Origin of the sequence: Saccharibacillus deserti, from assembly GCF_013618475.1 — a bacterium.
GTDB lineage: Bacteria > Bacillota > Bacilli > Paenibacillales > Paenibacillaceae > Saccharibacillus > Saccharibacillus deserti.
The window spans coordinates 356,522-375,144 of record NZ_JABJVN010000001.1 but is presented as its reverse complement, the minus strand read 5'-3'; the positions used below and the strand labels follow the sequence as shown (position 1 = coordinate 375,144).

Here is an 18,623-nt window from a genome sequence, read left to right as displayed (position 1 = left end):
TGTATTTAGTTGAGTTGTTTTGCTTCGATTGCTGCTAAACGAAGAAGCGCATCTCTTACATCGTCATGGTTGAATCCGATCAGATAGGCTTCTCCTGCGTAATCATACCCAAGCTCTTGCTTTAGATTCTGCCTCACAGTCTCTCTAAACTCGTGCCAAACCCCTTGTTCTTTCAAATCGTCTTTGGTTGAAAATTTATTGCCTCTCTTAACCAGCTCGTCTCGATGTACAGTCAAGATGTTCAATGTCTCTTCGTCGGTAGTAATCCGCGCTTTTCCATCCTCCATTACTACAAAGTGTTCTACTTTATAGATTAGAGCCTGATCGCTCAAAGACAAAAGTGCTTCATGAACAGCGATTGAAACTGAGTCTTTATCTTCGTAATAGGACGCTCTTGCTTCTTCGCTATTCAAGTATTCTAGCGCTGCTGGCATCAGATCTCTAACTGGCAACTCAGAGCGGTTAATCTGATCCATCATATAGGTAAAGGAATCTACTGGAACAAGCAAAGAAGCGATATCCTTTTGATTATCCAGTGTATGCAGAAGCGCATGTTCAAGCTTAGATACAAAGCGCTCTCCATCAACCAATCCTCTATTCCCATTATAGATTTCCTTGATTAGAAAGCCTTCTTCATCCTCAACAAAAGAAAAGTAAGATGCGAATAGACCAATTTGCTCGTATTCACTATAGTCACCCTCCATATTATCTACTCCTAGCAGCTTGCATAGTTCATCCTGGCTTTCGATTCTTTGTCCTACATGTAGTTTAGAGCAATCTACGTTTTGGTTAATCATTTTATTATTTCTCCTTTTTATATTTTTATTATTACTTACTAATGTAATTCTTTTAGGGAAACTCTTCACCAACTTCATTAACGATTCGCTACGCTCATAAACCGTTAATGAACCTGCCGCCGTTTCCCTCTTGCCTGCGGCAATTCACCCTTTGCGGCTCACTATAACAGTTTATGTATCAATATCCTCTCGCTACGCTTGCGTAGTGAGAGTGTGTCACGGTGATTCCAATGAAGCGGTAGCTGAATTGGATAGCCGGGACCCTCTGCTTTTGATCTTTTCTTTATAAATTTTCCTTTTAAGAGACAAGCAAAAAACTCTTACTGCGAGTAAGTTCTTTCACTCTAACAATTGCCTTCAATACCATCTCATGATTCAAGCCATTTATAAAGCAACTCTCTCATTCGTTTAGAGGGGATATAAATATGTATTACTTCATTGTTACGGATAGCGCTTCTCCAAACCCATTGAATAAGTTCAGAGGTAGCCCAAAGATCTTGATTGAGTTGGATACTATGTTGCTGAAAAAAAGCCTTTATAACAGGGTTCTCAAAGCGGTTAATCATATAGGCTAAGTAATGTCGATCACCATAAGCATTAGTGGCTCTTGCATTACACGATAAGAAGCTGGTCGTATACCCTTTACCTTTCAGCTTGTTTTTATAGTCAGAAAAGGTAGTCCAGATAACATCTTTAGCTTTTACACCGTTCTTATTCTGAAAGTAGTTAATCAGATGATTTTTCAATAACTTTTTGACTATTTCATTATATTTGTGCCTTTCGTACCAGCTAGAGGATAAGGTGTAGTCTTTCTCTCCAACGTTGTTGATTGAGCCTTCAAAAACATGAACCTTCTCCTTCAACTTCTGTTTAAGCAACTTTTCTTCTTCTTTATTGTCGCCAGCTTTAAAGATGGATGCTCCATTATCTAGCTTATGTACATGGTATTTTTCATAAGGCATATTGTGCAATTTAAAGTATGCGCTTTGAATCTGGCCTTCAAACAAATAGGTTAAAACGTAGATATTCGAGAATGCTTCAAACACGGATTTTGAGAAGAGTTGAACAAAAACGGAGTCAGAATGTTTCATAATCATTTTACTCTTTACTGCCCGTTTGAAGCCTGAATTATGTCCTTCATATTCAACCGCTTCTTCATTCTCTTCATTCCAGCGTACAAAACCTCTTTCGTCTATATCGTACATGTTAGAGTTCTGCAACAACTTTTGATCGCCCTTTGACAAAGGATATTGAGTAATTACGTCGATTACTTCATCTAGAACTAGCGTGTAATCACCGGCGTAAATAAGCTCTTTAGTTACTTCATCTGCACTTGTGAAGAGCGCGTGAGTTGTTACAATATTCTTGCGATCTGCCAACAACTTATGAAGAGAATCTATCTTGGCATTCGATTCACCGTTTGAATCGTAATTCTTTGGATCATAGAAGTTTCGCTTTGCACATGCGTGTTTAATTCTTTCAACTTCGTCTAAATACGGTGTAACAAAAATGAAGCGGCTATCTAGGTCATTGTTCATCATTTGAATAGCTGTTTGTGTCTTCCCACTACCCATGATGCTATCTACTACCTTAATCATTCTTTCTCCTTTTGTATTTTTTATTATTTTAACTTTTAAAACGGATCTATCTCTTCCTTTCCTTACTACGGAGCTTTAACCTGCATGGTGCACCTTCCTTCTTTCTTTTTGTCTTGATGATTTATTGTTCCTTTACTTTAAAAGATATAGAACGGTTTCTGTTTACTGATGCTCTAAGCACAATTATATTATGCTACCCTTCTAGTATAGCTCCGATCCGAGTAAAAATCAATAAATTTATAATATTTATCTTAATAGGGACGGGTTAGACTCGGATTTATTAGTCTTTATTTTAAGCCGATTTTCACCTAATCGGAATTCATGCAGAGCAGCGTCGGAAATCATGCAGACCAGTATCGGAATTCATGCAGGGCAAAATCGGAAATCATGTCTGCATAAATTCCGATGTATAAATATAAAGATAAATACTATACAAATAGACTTAAATATACGTATACACAGTATTAGAGCGAAGCGCGAAACGCGACTTCTGCTCTCGTTCTGGCTGCTCTTTTTTCTATTTCAGAAACGTTGATTTACCGCCATTTTTCACCTAGGTGTAAATCATGCGCTACGCGAGTGTAATTCATGCGTTACGAAAGTGTAATTCATGTTGCATGATTTACACTGTAATAATATAAAGATAAATATTATACAATATACTAAGTATACTTTATACACAGTATTAGAGAGGGGGTCGCGCGCGAGGCGCTTTCCCTCTCTTGTTTTGGTTGTTTTTGTTTATCGTTTCGTTGGTTGATGTCGAATTGTTTCAGGACGGGTTTTGAATATGAAGTTCTCTGTGATTTGCTGCTATGGAAAGTGGTTATGAGCTTGGCAGTGCAACATCGATTCTAAGCTCTGATTTCCTAATGTAATGTGTAGAATTAGAATGTTTGTGCGCTGGCTAGGGTGATTGTAAGGGTAGACATGCTTTGTTCCGTTTTCCTTATTCATTTATTGAGTTTTGAGACACGTTCAAAATGTAAGTGAATATAAGGCGAGATTTATTCTGGATCTCGATTAAAGCGTGGGTTGAAGTAACTGTCACTACCAGCATCGATTTTAAGCTCAAATTTCATTGTTATTTATCTATAAATCAAGCACTTCTAGTTGTCCGGGTATAAAGTGTGGGGTCGAAGGTTTATGTTTGAATTTCGTGTAAAAGAATAAGGGATTACCACCAAGTTGAACTAGGATTAACCGTATTGTTTTTTTAACTTCGATAACTACCGCATACGCTTTCTTGTTACCGATGACCTTTAACATCCATTCTTCGTCAGATCTATTGATTTAATAATGTAATTTCAACCTCAATACCTCTACCCTTACAATCACCCTAACCGACAATTGTATCCGTTAATTTCAAATAGCTAGCAATGAAATCTAAGCTTAGAATCGATGCTGTAATTTCTCTTTAGTATTTAACGTTCTAGCGCCCTCAAAATAATCGGCCAAAAACAAAAAAAGGAGAAGCGCTTTAGCTCTCTCCTTAATACTGTGTATCTATGTTTATTACGTATATTGTATAGTATTTATGTTTTTCTTTATACAGTACAATTCATGCAGACATGATTTGTACTTTTGCTTTGCATGAATTGTACTACCATCCTGCATGATTTGTACCACCGCCTTGCATGATTTGTACTTAGGTAAAAAACAGCGGTGTGAAGCGGTTTTAAACTGCTCGAATATTCTGACTTTTGTTCGTTTGAAGTTGCTCTGCTGCACGATACAGACTGTTCAAGTGGCTTCCTTGTTGTGAAAGTATGATATTTAAAAGCTCTTCTCTATTAAGCGTTTCAAACAGTCCAAGGTCTAGCTCTTGTTCCATCTTTAAGCCAGGCATATTCGCGTAGTCTTTGTTGCTATGCATGTAATGCTTAAGAGCGCCATAGCCGTTGTGATTGAGCTGTTCGCGGATCGCTTCAATGTCTCCGCCATTATCACGGATAAATCCCGCTGCTACGTTTCTGAGGCTATGGAATACAATATTTCGTTCATCTGGAATACCCATTTCTTCGCACAGATTATGAATCATTGTCCTAGCTGTCTTCTCTGTCAGATGAAAGATTTTATTGTCATTATAGCGCTGGTAATAATCTTGTTCTTTGATTTTAAGAAGTTCTTCGTAAAGTTCTGCTGATATAGGTCGTGTATGACGTTTACGCCGCTTACCAATCGTTGTAACTAAATAGCAACCGTCTTTCTCAGAATAAACGATGTCTGTCCATTCTATGTTTAAAAGCGAACTGATACGGAAACTTGTCACGTATGCCATTCTAATAAGACAGTGCTTCTCCTGGCCTTTTACTTGTTTAAGGACAAGTCTTGCCATTTGCTCAGCCTCTTCATATTCAAGTTCGCCATGTCGCTCACTCTCGTCTGGTAAAGGATCGACTTTTAAGTCGTCTGCTCTTACAGCGAATCGGTTTCGTTGAAGGTGATTGTAAAGACTGGAGATAGCAGAAAGTTGAGTGTTTACGTAGCTATTCGCATGGTCGAGATCGTTAGAAAGATAGTCTTGATAACGAATTATTCTATCGTTCGTTACGTCCAAGTCACTTTCGAGCAACTCATTTAACTGTTTATTGCAATGCCAAGAAAAGAAGCGGCTAATTGCCGAGCCATAAACTCTAGTCGTATTCTCGCTCTTCTTGCTGCACTTCATAAAGAAGGCGGTGATGCTCTCATATACTGACTTAGTATGTAGCCCTACAACATTGTTTTGAAAGCTAGACACTTCAATCAACTCCTTTTTACATATTTTATTGTATATATTAATTTTAATCAGTAATATAAATTTTTCAACCCTCATTTTTCTATTAAGATAAATATTATAAAAAAATTTACTTTTATATAGATTGCGATATAATAGTATTGCGGCGCTAAAACTAATGCCGTAATACATAGCTAAGGAGATTATATGCCGAAGATTGAAAAGCATGGTTGGTACATAGTTCGGCCAGAAATTAAAGAAATGTGGCAACAACGTTATCCTAATATTAAAATGGCGGATTACAAAATTCGCGGCATCTATTTTGCCGAGAAAGCAAACGAAGAAAGTCTGATTTCAGAAGATCATAAGCTCTCCTTTTTCTTTCTTTACGGTTCATGCGAAAAGCGTATTCAGGCCTGTTCAAAGAAAAGCGATAAATATTATTCCGGTATGCAATGCGACTGGAACGATCCTTTTGTGATGAGCTTGGATCTATTGAACGAACCAAGCTTCTGGAACGAGTGGGTTAGACTTTCAAATATTTTTGAGAGTAATTCGTGTGCTCATCCTAAAAGACCCTCTATAGATCGGATTGATTCTAACATCGGATACGCATTATCGAATCTCAGACCACTAACGCTATCAGAGAATACACGTACTGCTACGGCCAAGCCAAATTATATTATCAACCTAAGTAAGATGGAGGTCACAAAATTCCCCCAAAAGCAAAAAGCTGAAGAGCATATTGGAAAATATCTTATTTCTGATAACGGAAGACCATTTATGTTTGGAGAAGATATGTGCGTCTTGCAGTCCGAGAAGGCACTATCCGGTGAAAAACGAATAAAAGAAAAGGTTGCTTCAAAAAGGAGTCGCAAGACTACTATTTTGAATTTGGAGACAAGTTTAAACGGGTTTCCCGCTTTATTAAAAATTCCTATTTCTTTCGACCAAGTGACAGTAGAAATTCCTGACCTTAAAGATAAAAATAATAAAAATTAAGGGTGATAAAAATAAAAAGAGATGCAAGTCTTTCTAATCAGCTATATGTATACGCCGTTGATTCATCGGCCTTCTTAATACCCAATGAACGCGTTCAACATGACGAGCTATTTAAAATCAGAATTGAAGTAACAAATATTGATAAAGCGATCAAAAAAGAAATGGAGAGCGAATCTCAAGATAATAATGCTCAAAAAATCAAAGCCCTTCGTGCTCGGCGTGCCAGCCTTATCAAAGAAATCAACCGCCTAAATAAACTTTTTCGTGAGTTTGCGAACACGAATGAAAGAGTGCGTACGCTAGATCCTAACAGCATCAACGATAAACATAATATCATTTCACTTTTCGAGTCTGTTCTTACTCGAACGCTCGAACTTAAGGCTTCTGACAACATTAAAGAAATGAATGTTTATGATGATATTATTATTGTGAAGTCCTATTCAGAAGAAATTTTAAAGCAACTCATAGAACGCGGTTTTCTGTTCAACGAAGAAAAATATCTTTTCTTCTCTTCCTCAGCAGGACAGATACGCGAGAGAAAGGGTGTTTTCATCAAGGAAAGCGCGTATAAAAAGCATTCCAACACTCTTATGTGCGGATTAACTATCGAGAAGATTAATGAGTTGGGCGGCATGAACGTAAATAAGTTTCTCGCCTATCTAGCACTTTCTATGACTGCTTCTGCTCCCTGGCATTCGTTTAATATCAACAAATGTGTAGTAGTCGAGGACTTTTCATCATCTTTGCATACAACACTCGTTGATCATATTGATGAACAATACAACGTCGAACGAAAAGAAATGCCAGTCACTATTAATCACACTGACGGATGCGGGATGATCTTGCCGTCAAAAAGCCAGCACTCATTCATGACTCGCTTACCCTGGATCAAGGGGCTTCTTGTTCCATTTGATTTTGCAAAGTTTGCAAAAGACAGCGGTAATACCATTGTTACAGACATCTATGGCAAACAGTACGATATCGTCAAAGACAAAATCGAAGTGATTTTCACGAAGAGTCAGTTTAAGATGTGGAAGTATTATAGTTCCTGGCAAGAATATCAGCGGCTTTATAAGAAAAATAATTGTCAGGCAGCGCAATTCAATAAAGACGATTCAGAGGGTTACGACACCGTTCGATTGAACTACCAGTTCTTTCAAACCCTAGAAATCACAGACGAAGAGATACAAGAGTTAAGCAAGCCGACCACGGAGTTGATTAAAGGATTGGCGTCAAGCAAGGAAAAGATGCTCGAAGCTCTTGGCGCTACCCAAGTAGACAATAAAAGCAGTTATTTGCAGCGAGCAGCAAATCTATATCCTCCTCTCTTACATACTCCTTTTTTGAAACGAACGATCAAAATGATAAAAGCGTCAAATATCCGGCAAGCGAAGGCGGCGAGATTGATTATAGATGGCTTATACTGCTTTGTTATTCCTGATCTTTATGCTTTCTGCGAGCATGTATTCTTAGGTATTGAGAACCCTAAAGGCTTATTGGCAAACGGAGAAGTGTACTGTCGGCATTTCAAGAATGACGAAGAGGTAGACTGTCTCCGCTCCCCTCACCTGTACCGTGAACATGCAGTGAGAGTTAACAGGCTTGATAACCGTATCTCGCAATGGTTCACGGTAAACGGAGTCTTCACATCTGTACATGATCCAATCAGCCGCCTCCTTCAGTTCGATGTGGACGGTGACAAGGTTCTGGTGTCATCGAATAAGACTCTAGTTGGAGCAGCTCATCGAAGTATGGAGTCCATAGTGCCGTTGTATTATACAGGAGGAACCGCATTAGCTGAACCTATTAATCATGAATCGCTGTTCAAGGGAATGGTTGAAGCTTATCGTTCGTCGAACGTCGGTGAGTACAGTAATAAGATTACAAAGGCGTGGAACGAAGAAGGTGCGGATATTAATCTTATCAAAATACTAACCTGCTTAGCTAATTACGCAGTAGACTTCGCTAAAACCCGCTACTGTCCTCCTGTTCCTGAAGATATTCAAAAGAAAATAAATAGTGTTACGAGTGGCAAGTTACCAGGGTTTTTCGTATATGCGAAAGATAAATCAGCCGACAGAGTAAACAATGACGCAGATTCTAATACGCCAATGGCACGTTTAAGAAAAAACATTCCAAATCATCGGCTTCACTTTAAACCCGGCGCTCTAGAACCTATGGACTATTCGATGCTAATACATAAAAAAGATGAGTTCGAGAATTACATAGCGAGAATCAGAAATCTAAATGATGCAGATAGGCTAATCCTCGATACCTTTGATAATTTCAACAAGCAGAAACATCAGATAAAAGTATTCGATGAGAAGGCTTTATATCAATATAGTAAGCTGTACAAAGATATAGCTGCGATAAATCCCAATGTAGTCGATGTTACAGATCTGATCATTACATACACGCTCTATATTAAAAAATCAGAATATGCGGAGACTATTTGGAAAATCTTCGGAAGAGAGATGTTGTTGAACATACAGCGTAATATGTCGCTACTAATGACATGTCAGTGCGGTAAGGAAACCCTGAGGAAGAAAGGCAAAGTGAGATGTGAAGATTGTTCTCTCAGCCTAAGACGAGAATACAAAAAGCAAAAGGAACGCGAACGGAGAAATAAAAAAAATGCGCGTGGACATATTAAATAATCAAATATTATAAATAAACCTTTATTTATCAACGGTTTTTCGTCTTTATTTGCTGAACGTTAAGGGTATACAAGGGAGAAGGAAAGAGTCATCGTAGGCGCTCTCTCCTCCTTTCTCTTAACCCTTAACTTTTAGAAGGAGCAATTAATATGACAAATAGGAGGAACCTAGCCGCCTGTCTGCGGCACAAAGGCGGAATGAGTAAGGATAAGTCAGAACAGGCGGTTTCGTTGATCTTTAAAGAAATCTCAGACCTGCTACTCTGCGACGAAAAAATTACGCTGGCTGGATTTGGCGTTTTTGATACTCGAACAGAAAATGGAGTAAAAATCCCCTTCTTTATTCCTTCCCCTAAACTAATAGACGAAATTCAATAGCGTAAAAATAACAAATGAAAACACTATTTTATTAAAACAAAAAAAGGATGAATTAAAAATGAAATTGACTGCAAAACAGCTAAAGAAGATGGAAAAATCTAGACCGCGGCTAAAAACAATCTCCGTCCTAAACGGAGAATTCGAAGTAAAGTTGCGTGTGGATTGGCCGGAAGATCAGATCGATAAAATTGCTTCTAAAGCCGTTGTACTACTCGAAGACGCTTTGAAGAATAATTGCGAAGAGTTCGAATTCTTGATCATGAGTAAAGTTCTTTTTCAAACTATGCTTATCGAAAAGTTTACTGATGCTGAATTTGGCAAAGCCTTCGCTAACTGGAAAGATGCCTTCAAAGTCGCAATGGATTATTATGATGCTGGAAAAAACCTTACTGCCCCCTCTCTTCTAACTGAAATCATCCAGGGATTCCATGCCGGCCGCCTTGCTTGGGCAGAAGAAGAGTTCGGCAACCTCTACGGTAAATCGAATTTAATTAATAGTTACAATCTATCTCGTGTATTGAAATACGCGGAGGGTTTGAAAAATGACGAAGCGTAATAAGTTTGTGGTTCCAAAGACAGAGCCGAAATTCACTAAGTTCGTTGTGATTCATGGATACGACATTGAAGTATCTCAGCTTTTCGAGCAATCTTCGATTGATCAGATTATGACCGGTATCGCAGAAGAGATTAAGCGTATTGAAAAAGATAAACAAGCAGTTGAGAGCTACACTTTAAAACTCAATTTTATTCTTCATGGATTACTTATCCGAGAATTCACAGATATTGAAGGCCCAGAGGGCTATAAAGAAGCGGATATCTATCCGTTCGCAACGTTACTCTATAACTATGGTGTAGTACATAGAGGCGACGAATCTCTGATGAGTCAACTAATAAATGAGTTTCCTGAAGATCAGCTTGAACGCTATTACGCTGCGTTCGAAGAGCTTGTTAATGGAGCCGAAGCAAGAAGAATTATTCAAGAGAAAAAGTGGGAAGAGTATCGATCTAAAAACCCACAAAAATTCTCGCGTTAATCCTGAGAGCCTCTGGCTCTCTTTTTTATTTTCTATCATAAAGGACGTGCAAAATGGCAAACGATCATTCGATTGAATTGCTTATAACCGCCAATCTAAACATCGGTGCAAGTATAGGCAATATTAACTCCGCAATAAAAACCCTCTCAAAACATCCCTCCCTAAAAACTCTAGATTTAAAAGTAGACGTTGATAAGTCCTTCGTTAAATCGATGGATAGCTTCGTTCAAGCCACGAAAAAGCTAAGTACTGCTCTTGAGGCTCAGAAGAAAGTTGTTCACGAAGAAATCGAAACATTTAAACGTCTTGACGGAACCATTGAAAAGGTTACGAAGCAGCGACTTGAGAATGGCGATATCATCACGAAAAGCAACAAACGCGTCGATGAATCTAAGAAGAAGATTCAAGAAGAGACGGACGCTTATAATAAACAAAAGAAAACCCTTCAAGATCTTGAAGCCGAATTAGTTGGGTACTCCAGGACGAAAATGAAGGAGAACAAAAACAAGGCCGGTGCGATAAGCAGCGTTTCGAATACATATCAGAATTCAAAAGGCGGAACAGTAACCGTCAATACAGATCCCGATGGATATGTGCGTAATTATAATAAGGTTATGGACTATGCGAAGGCTCAGAAGCAGGCGCTCGACTATGAAAAAATGGTCAACGCTGAGCGGGAACAAGTCCATAGAGAAACGTTGAGGACTAGACAAGCGATAACCGATGCCGAAACAAAGGCAACGGCAAAGAAAGTGGCTAATGATAAACTGCATAATTCTGCGTTACAAGAGAATGAACGTCTAGAACAGCAGTACGCTAAAACCGTTATGGATAGCGCTGCTCGGATCAACGCCTCTAGGACTAGCTATGCTAAGAATGACGGTCTTGTTGCGGGATTGAATCAACTTGAAAGCAAGCTGAATGGCGTCTCTGGCTCCTTCGGTTCTAGAAATAAATCTGTACAAAGTATCAACACAGAAATAAAAGAATATCAAGAATACGCAAAAGCGATCACAGATGTAACAAATAAACTTGAAAGAGCGCGCAACAATTCTAAAAATGGCAGTAAGCTAAATACAGATATCAAAGGACTTCAAGATCAACTTAAAGGACTTGCAGGAAGCACTAGAGATAGAATTAATACGATTTCAGGGATAAATGAGCAGTTTAAATCTATTTCTTCTAGCGCAAAAGATGCTAAAAAAGGAATTAGTTTTTTCGGTGATGGTCTTATTGGAGCCATGGCTAATATGGCTAAGTTTCAACTCGCCATGTCTGCTATGTATGCTCCTTTAACAGCTCTTAAAAGCATTTTCAGTACTGTAATTAACGTAGATGCTCAGGAAACACAATTGCGCCGAGTCATGGATGAACATAGCGATTTTGCTACTATCGTGCAGCGGAACATTGATATTGCAAATGAATTCGGACGCAGCATTCAAGATGTAAATGAAAATGCGATTGGTTTTGCTCGTATGGGTTTTGATAGTGCCCAGACCGATGAGTTAACTAAGGTCTCTACTCTGGCGCAAAACATCTCTGATTTAACGCCTAAAGAGTCCGTCGATACGCTAACAGCAGCTATGACTGTATTTAACGTTGAGGCAAGCAAATCTATCGGGATTGTTGATGCGCTTAATGAAGTCGATAATAACTTTGGTGCGAGCCGTTCTGTTATAACCGCTTAAACGGGAAATGCAGGAGCCTATTTAGGCTTAACTTTACTTTTGATTGCAGGAATGAGGAAACCATGTATTCTAAAACTGCAACGCTAATACTCCTACATGCGTCATTTTAAGTAGAAAAATGAGGTATGAAGCTAGGTGAAGTCGATTGAATGCTTATTTAATAGCAGATAAATCGGGCGGCTGAAAAGCTGATCATGGTTAGAATGTTCTTTATGAACTGACGAAAACCCGAAGGTACGAGTCTTATACATAATTATAGAGTGGCGAAGAGTACATTTCGAAGTTGAGAAATTCGCTATATCCAACAATGGGGATATCAAGCTCAAAGACTCAGAGGGAAAACCTAAAATCAGAATGTATAGCTAAAAAGTAAGGAACAGCGAAAGCAAGAAACGTCGAAACAAGGACTACTATCCGAGACGGTTGCGATAAGGTTGAACCGAAACGCATTTATTCTTGTGAGAGTAAGGGTACGACCAATGAGTTCTCTGTAATGGAGAAGGAGGAACAGCCCTAAGTCTGTTCTCTTTATGAGAAGACAGATGGAACGCCGTATGCGGTGAAAGTCGCATGTACGGTGTGAAGGAGGGGAAAAGGCGGAGATAACATCAAATCCTTACCTATTCCTATCGATTACAACTCAGGATTTAGCAACAATCCTGACCCGATCAGGTTCGGCAGGCAAAACCTTCGGGGCAAGTATGGAAGAAATTTTAGGATACGGAACAGCCATCACCACCGCCACTCGACAGAGCGGATCAGTAGTCGGGAACTCATTAAAAAGTATCCTTTCGCGCTTGACCGCGATGAAAAAATCTGAAGGCGTACTGAATGGTGTAGGCATAGCCATGAAAAATATGCAGGGTGATATTAGGCCCGTTTCGGATATTCTCAACGATCTTGCGGCCAAATGGAATACGCTTTCTGATGCACAACAACAACATACAGCCTATCAGTTAGCTGGTCAGTATCAGCTCAATTCGTTTTTGAGCCTTATGCAGAACTGGAATATAGCAACTGCCGCCACTGACTCCGCTTTAAACTCGCAGGGTTCAGCCATGAAAGAAAACGAGAAATATATGGGCTCGCTTGGTGCGCGGGTTCAGTCAATGAAGACGGCATGGGACACGTTTGCTTTAGCTATGGGCAAAGCGTTTGTTTCTGATTCTATCGTTGTATTCACTGGTGCTATTGCTAACCTAGCCAACAACTTTGCCGAATTGGTGAATAAATTCGGTGCGCTACCCGTTATTCTTGGCCTTGCCGGTGCCGCCTTCGTGGGGACTAAGGTCACAATGATGGCGTTTAATATGACACTAGGTGCAATGCAGACCTCACTACTAAACTTTGGTAGGAAGATCGGAACTACTGTAGCAGGATTGTTTACTATGGAAGGAGCACTAAAGGCGACTAGAATTGCGGCCGTTGGATTAGCTTCTACTCTAGGCGCTGGATTGGCATTTTTTGCAGTTGGGAAAATTCTGGAATGGATTACTGGTAAATTTTCAGATGCTAAACAGTCCGTTGAAGATTTTGATTCTGCTCAGAGCAAGCTTGCCGAAACAAATAAAAACTTAGAAACGCTTAAGCAATTAGGTAAGGAATATACGGCTCTTTCGGATAAACAAAATAAATCAGCGGAAGAAAAGTCTCGACTGGTTTCGGTCGAACAGCAACTCTCCGCTCAATACGGCTTATCTACCACTACTATTGATGGGCAGACGGCCTCTGTTGCAGAAAATACAAAAGCTATTAATGATCGCATAGCCAGCCTTGAAACTGAAGCCAAACTTGAAAGAGATCGTCTTGCTAAAGAGTACGATGATAACAGCACTGGTATTGACGCTAAGATCAAGAATGGCGCTATCGATGTTGCTCAGCTAAGAAAAGACTCGGCAGAAGCTCAGAAAATTGTCGACGATTTTCTTGCAAAAGTCGAAGAAGGTAAAAAATTCTCTTTTAATTATGATTTGGGCGGCGGTACTCAATCTATCGCATTAGATCCAAAGGTTGAGGCTGATAGAGATAATTTAAATCGGTTCTTGCAAGAGCTTGGAGTACAAGCGTCAAAAAGAAAAGATGCATTTGATAAAGCGAATTCCGAATATGAAGTTAACATTAAGAAGAAGTCGGAATCCTTGAAGGCTACTATGTCTAACTACTTTGATACAATGGTAGCCGATGGAAAAGAAGTAACCTCTGAAATGCGAATTTATGGATCATCCTTGGCAGATGCGGCAGCTACAGCCAATGTTTCTGCTCTTGATTTCAAACTTAGTCTAGAGAAGTATGGAGACGGTATCTCTAAAATTGATACAAAAGACGTTTATAAGATTGGCGAAGCATTAGGCGCTTTAATTGGCCCGAATGTTGCACTCGGAGACGATAAAATCCAGAAACTTACTACGTCTCTTAGTCAAATGGGCGCTGTTACGGCTGATGCTAAGTTTGATCCTGCCATTCAGGAAATTAACAATCTTGGTTTAGCTGCCGATGAAACTGCTCTTTCATTAGAAACAGTTAACGGAAAAACCTCAACTTTTGCTGAAATGTTTAATAACTACGCTGATGACGTTAAAACGCTTAATAATGTACTGTATCAAATGAGACAAGGCCAAAAACTGACAGCAGAACAAGTAGGCGATCTTGTCGCTAAATATCCTCAACTTGCAAATGCCGCAAAAGAAGCGGCAGGCGGCTGGACTTTAGAAAAAGATGCTGTTGAGCTTTTAAGAGATTCAAAAATAGACTTGTTTAATAGCGATATTGATAACGAAGAGAAACGAACGATCGCAGTTGTTAACGGTGCTATAGAAAAGATCAACAAGGGTTATGGACTAGAAATCAAAGCAATTGAGGCGCTTGCCGACTCTAAGCTTGTGCTCGCACAAATCGATGAAAGAATAAATACGGTTAAAATGTCTGAGTATGCGGCGAACACTTTGTCTATGGCGGGCAATATGAAAAACGCCATTAATGCTATGGCGGAAGCAGCGGGTATTCCAACTGGCACTACGGGTGAACTGCAAAAGCTTCGTGATCTCATTTCAGACAATGCGGACAGGTATAACGAAATGGCTGGCGCGGCAAAGGTAGCTAATTCGACTCTCAAAGACACTACATACGGAACTTCCGAACAAGCAGATGCCCAGAAGAAAGCCGAAGATGCCGCTAAGAAAAATGAAAAAGAACAAAATAAGCTTAATGAAACCTATACAGAGACAATCGAGATTCTTACCGATACTCAACAAAAGCTAAAAGATCTTCAGGCTCAGCAAGATAAGATGGAACGATCTCGGAAGAGAATGCGCGAAGATTCCCAAGCTATGATTCGTTCTTATGAAGATGAGAACAAGAAAATCCAAGAGCAAATCGATCTTCTGAAGAATGCTTCTGCTGAAGATCTCATTTCTCAAAAGGTTACCAAAACAACTAAAGGTAATTCCGCAGATGGCTCTCCGGGTGTTCAAGATGGCAGTAAACTCGAATCCCTCCTCTCTAACGCTATCACATTGGCTAATGACCCTAAAGAGTGGAAATATGCGAATGTGAACGGCAAATACAAAGGAACATTCGAAGAGTTTGTTGCGGGTGTAACCGCAGACTGTTCGCAATTCATTCAGGAAATGTTCAAAGAGTTCTTAGATATCGATCTTCCACGCGACACACAGAGCCAGGTTAAAAAAGGGTCCGAAGTTACTTCTAAAGCAAATCTTCAACCCGGCGATCTTGTCTTTTTCAATACGAACCGAACTAATGGTCATGTGGGCGTATATATTGGCGATCAGAAGTTTGTTCATATGGGCAATAGCGGGCTTAAAGTTGCTGATATGAATAGCAGCTATTGGGCTCCTAAGTACAACACTGCTCGGCACATTAGCGACGCTGGTTTAAGTACTTCTTCCCCCTCCTCCACTGTTCCCACTTCTAACAAAGTGACTGGATCTTATTCTACAGAAATCAACAAGTATGCAGAAAAGTATAATGTAGAAGCGGCTCTCATAAAAGCGATTGCAACCCAAGAATCTCATTAGGTAAGGGTATTGCAGATAAGAATGTCATGCAGGTTAGCAAGATACTGTCTATGGCTGCTCCCTACAATGCCGAAGCTTCAATCGGTACAGGCACCGCCTACTTTGCAACCATGCTTCAAAAGGCAGGCGGAGATCCAATACTTGCTCTTGCAGCCTATAACATGGGCCCCGGTGTCCTGGACTTCTTTAAAGATAACGGTGGTTATTCTGTTGACAATATGAAGGCTTTTTCTACGGCACAAAAGAAGAAGTTAGGAGTTAAAAAGTATGGTGACCCTAATTACGTAGAGAACGTGCTCGGTTATTATAGTGGTGGGAAAGCCGCTCTCCTTTCTAGTGATAAATCAATTAAGTATAAATACGACGTCATTTCTGAGTCGGATAAACAAAAAGCGCTAGAGGACCGAGATAAGCAAGTTGAAGATCTCAAAGATAAGCAATACGAGAACGATCTAAAAGTTGTCGATACTAAGATTGCTCAGTTCGAAAATATCATTAATGATCGAAGCAGAGATATGTCGTTAAGTGAAACCAAGCAGTCTCGTTATAGCGAAACCAGCAATGCTTGGCGAGATGAAGAAATCACTCAAAACAAGTTGTCTCAGCAAAAGATCGATACCTATGAACTGATGAAGAAGCGTGTTGCCGCTCTACTCAAGGAAAAGAAAATTGATAAGGTACAGTACGATAATGTTCTAAAAGACACGGATCAGAAGATTGTAGAAGAAAAAAAGACGATGGAAGATCGAAGAACTGGCATCTTCAATAGTCGAGTTGATCAGCTTGGCAAAGAAACAGAAAGTATCAATCGAGAACTCACAAAATCTGAAGCTCTTATTGCAAACATGGATACCTCTTCTGTAACCTACCGTAAAGAATTACAGCGCCAGATTAAACTCAAAAAGCAGATTGTCGTTGCCAATAAAGAAGAAATGGCACTCATCAAAGAGCGCTTAAAGAACGGAAAATTAGGATCGGCCGAAAAAGAGGACTTAGAAAACCGTTATGCTGGTTTGAGTATGACAAATTTCAACACCAATCTTGATGTTAAAGATGATATCGGTAATTTCATTGATTCTCAACTTGAGATTTACGAAGGGCAACGTAAAAAGCTTAACAACTCTATGGACGCCTCAAAGAGCCGCCTCTCTCTCCTTACTGAAGGCACAGAAGAGTATCGAACTGAAGTCGGCAAACAAGTTGCAATCACTGAGCGTCAAATTGCGGTCAATAATAAAGAATTAGCTTATATTGATGAGTCTCTGAAAAGAAAAGACTTAGACGCTACGATGTTAAAGCAGCTAACCGAGCGTAAATCAGAACTCAATAAGACGAATCTAGAACTTTTGGTAAGTCAACGTGATTTAAATCAGCAAATGAATAATGCGGATAAACTTATTGAAAATTATAAGAAGATGATTGAAAAGCAACGTGACTTGGAGCTTGAAGTTCTTGATAAGCGTAAAGAAGCTGAAGATGAGCGTCACGAAAAAGCGATTAAAAATATGGAAGACGAATATAATAAGTTCGAAGAAGTCATTCAGGCTCAATTAAAGAATATTGATCGGCAAGAAACAACGGATGATCACAATAAAGAGCTGAGTAAGAAACTCGAAGAGCGACAAAAGCTTCAGAATCAGATCAATACGCTCTCTCTCGATGATTCTTGGGAAGCTAAAGCTAAGCGCGAACAACTTCAAGAGCAGCTCGGCAACCAGGATGAAGACATTGCTAAATTCAGACTTGACCGTGAACGCGATCTGAGGAAGCAGAACCTTAATGATCAATTAGAAGACAAGAAAAACAAATTAGACAGAGAAAAGAAAGTCGAAGACGACAAACAAAAGAAGACGCTGGACGACATCGAAGAAGAAAAAAAAGCAAAACAACAGTATTATCAAGATGTTTTAGAAGACGAATCAAAATGGTACGTCATGAAGCAAAACCTGCTTAGTAACGATAAAACTCTTGTTCAGCAGACTCTCACGGAGATGACCGATGGATATGCCAAGTTCTTTTTATTCCTGCAAAACGAAAGTGCTCTTGCCAGCAGTAAGATGAAAGAGAATCTCCAGTATAGTGTGGGGCAAGACTTCCGCGCAGTCGATGATTATAGTAAAGATAATCAGCAAGCGATCAAAGATGACGGAGCTAAGAAATCAGCTTGGGAAGCGTATCTGTCTAACAAGCAAAAGGCCAAAGATTTGGTCAAACAAATGAAGGATGCTGCTGCTCAAAACAAGACAGGTAAGCCGACACAGTATTATCTTGGGCTTCAAGATAGATATAACAATCTGAAGTCAGCCAACGATGGCCTTAGATCTCAATACGGATTCCCTGACGGGTCGTATGCGTCATTGCGCGCCATGAACATCTTCTCTGCCGAGACTGGCGGTATGACCGCTGCTTGGGGTCCAGAAGGAAAGTTGGCTATGCTACACGAAAAGGAACTCGTGTTGAACAAAGACGACACATCAAATCTGCTTAAAGCTGTCAACGTCGTTAAAGGTTTTGCTGCGAATTTCTCTGTTGGTAACATCGTAGACAAGATCGGCAGCATGATCATGCCTAAAAAGAACGAGTCCAGCGACAATTCTGTAAGTCCACTAGAGATTAATTTCAACATAGACAAGGTGTATGGGACTCTAGAAGAAGCAAAGACCTTTGCTTCGCACGTAGTTTCGGAAATGAAAAAGAAAGGCATTCATAGACGTTAA

11 protein-coding genes are annotated in these 18,623 nt (G+C 39.7%); 8 read left to right on the top strand and 3 right to left on the bottom strand.

The features are described from left to right. Window positions 1-5: 5 nt before the first annotated feature. From HOP44_RS01625 to HOP44_RS01615, 3 genes are all read right to left on the bottom strand, one after another. Window positions 6-797: a hypothetical protein gene (locus HOP44_RS01625; RefSeq protein WP_172249950.1), complete on the bottom strand. Its 792-nt coding sequence runs from the start codon at window positions 795-797 to the stop codon at window positions 6-8. Window positions 798-1,165: 368 nt separating this feature from the next. Then, window positions 1,166-2,395 carry a hypothetical protein gene (locus tag HOP44_RS01620; protein ID WP_172249948.1) on the bottom strand — a complete coding sequence of 410 codons (1,230 nt, stop codon included), beginning with the start codon at window positions 2,393-2,395 and terminating at the stop codon, window positions 1,166-1,168. Between the two features lie 1,678 nt (window positions 2,396-4,073). Further along, the gene (locus HOP44_RS01615) at window positions 4,074-5,138 is read right to left on the bottom strand and encodes a tyrosine-type recombinase/integrase (RefSeq protein ID WP_172249946.1); all 1,065 of its coding nucleotides are present in this window, start codon (window positions 5,136-5,138) and stop codon (window positions 4,074-4,076) included. A 183-nt stretch (window positions 5,139-5,321) separates the two neighbouring features. Here HOP44_RS01615 and HOP44_RS01610 point away from each other — a divergent pair, with 183 nt between their 5' ends. The 8 genes from HOP44_RS01610 (at window position 5,322) to HOP44_RS01575 (ending at window position 18,623) form a co-directional block, all read left to right on the top strand. Further along, entirely contained in the window at window positions 5,322-6,116 is a 795-nt protein-coding gene (locus HOP44_RS01610) for a hypothetical protein (protein WP_172249944.1), read from the top strand. A gap of 2 nt (window positions 6,117-6,118) precedes the next feature. Then, window positions 6,119-8,773: an RNA dependent RNA polymerase gene (locus HOP44_RS01605; protein ID WP_172249942.1), complete on the top strand. Its 2,655-nt coding sequence runs from the start codon at window positions 6,119-6,121 to the stop codon at window positions 8,771-8,773. Window positions 8,774-8,922: 149 nt separating this feature from the next. Further along, window positions 8,923-9,150 carry an HU family DNA-binding protein gene (locus HOP44_RS01600; protein WP_172249940.1) on the top strand — a complete coding sequence of 76 codons (228 nt, stop codon included), beginning with the start codon at window positions 8,923-8,925 and terminating at the stop codon, window positions 9,148-9,150. 58 nt (window positions 9,151-9,208) lie between these two features. Continuing rightward, window positions 9,209-9,706, top strand: coding sequence for a hypothetical protein (locus tag HOP44_RS01595; protein ID WP_172249938.1), 498 nt, complete (start codon window positions 9,209-9,211; stop codon window positions 9,704-9,706). Further along, window positions 9,693-10,184, top strand: a complete 492-nt coding sequence (locus tag HOP44_RS01590; protein WP_172249936.1) for a hypothetical protein — start codon at window positions 9,693-9,695, stop codon at window positions 10,182-10,184. The genes HOP44_RS01595 and HOP44_RS01590 overlap by 14 nt, the downstream gene beginning before the upstream one ends. Before the next feature lie 53 nt (window positions 10,185-10,237). Then, a complete protein-coding gene (locus tag HOP44_RS01585; RefSeq protein ID WP_172249934.1) occupies window positions 10,238-11,872 on the top strand; it encodes a phage tail tape measure protein in 1,635 nt (544 codons plus the stop codon). 602 nt (window positions 11,873-12,474) lie between these two features. Further along, entirely contained in the window at window positions 12,475-15,906 is a 3,432-nt protein-coding gene (locus HOP44_RS23100) for a phage tail tape measure protein (RefSeq protein ID WP_343059781.1), read from the top strand. 26 nt (window positions 15,907-15,932) lie between these two features. Next, complete coding sequence (locus HOP44_RS01575) at window positions 15,933-18,623, top strand: transglycosylase SLT domain-containing protein (protein WP_343059701.1); 2,691 nt, start codon at window positions 15,933-15,935, stop codon at window positions 18,621-18,623.

Excerpts from the sequence above, each read along its gene's own strand:
- HOP44_RS01625 (WP_172249950.1), bottom strand. The coding sequence starts at position 797 with ATGATTAACCAAAACGTAGATTGCTCTAAACTACATGTAGGACAAAGA.
- HOP44_RS01620 (WP_172249948.1), bottom strand. The coding sequence starts at position 2,395 with ATGATTAAGGTAGTAGATAGCATCATGGGTAGTGGGAAGACACAAACA.
- HOP44_RS01610 (WP_172249944.1), top strand. The coding sequence starts at position 5,322 with ATGCCGAAGATTGAAAAGCATGGTTGGTACATAGTTCGGCCAGAAATT.
- HOP44_RS01600 (WP_172249940.1), top strand. The coding sequence starts at position 8,923 with ATGACAAATAGGAGGAACCTAGCCGCCTGTCTGCGGCACAAAGGCGGA.
- HOP44_RS01595 (WP_172249938.1), top strand. The coding sequence starts at position 9,209 with ATGAAATTGACTGCAAAACAGCTAAAGAAGATGGAAAAATCTAGACCG.
- HOP44_RS01590 (WP_172249936.1), top strand. The coding sequence starts at position 9,693 with ATGACGAAGCGTAATAAGTTTGTGGTTCCAAAGACAGAGCCGAAATTC.
- HOP44_RS01585 (WP_172249934.1), top strand. The coding sequence starts at position 10,238 with ATGGCAAACGATCATTCGATTGAATTGCTTATAACCGCCAATCTAAAC.
- HOP44_RS01575 (WP_343059701.1), top strand. The coding sequence starts at position 15,933 with ATGCAGGTTAGCAAGATACTGTCTATGGCTGCTCCCTACAATGCCGAA.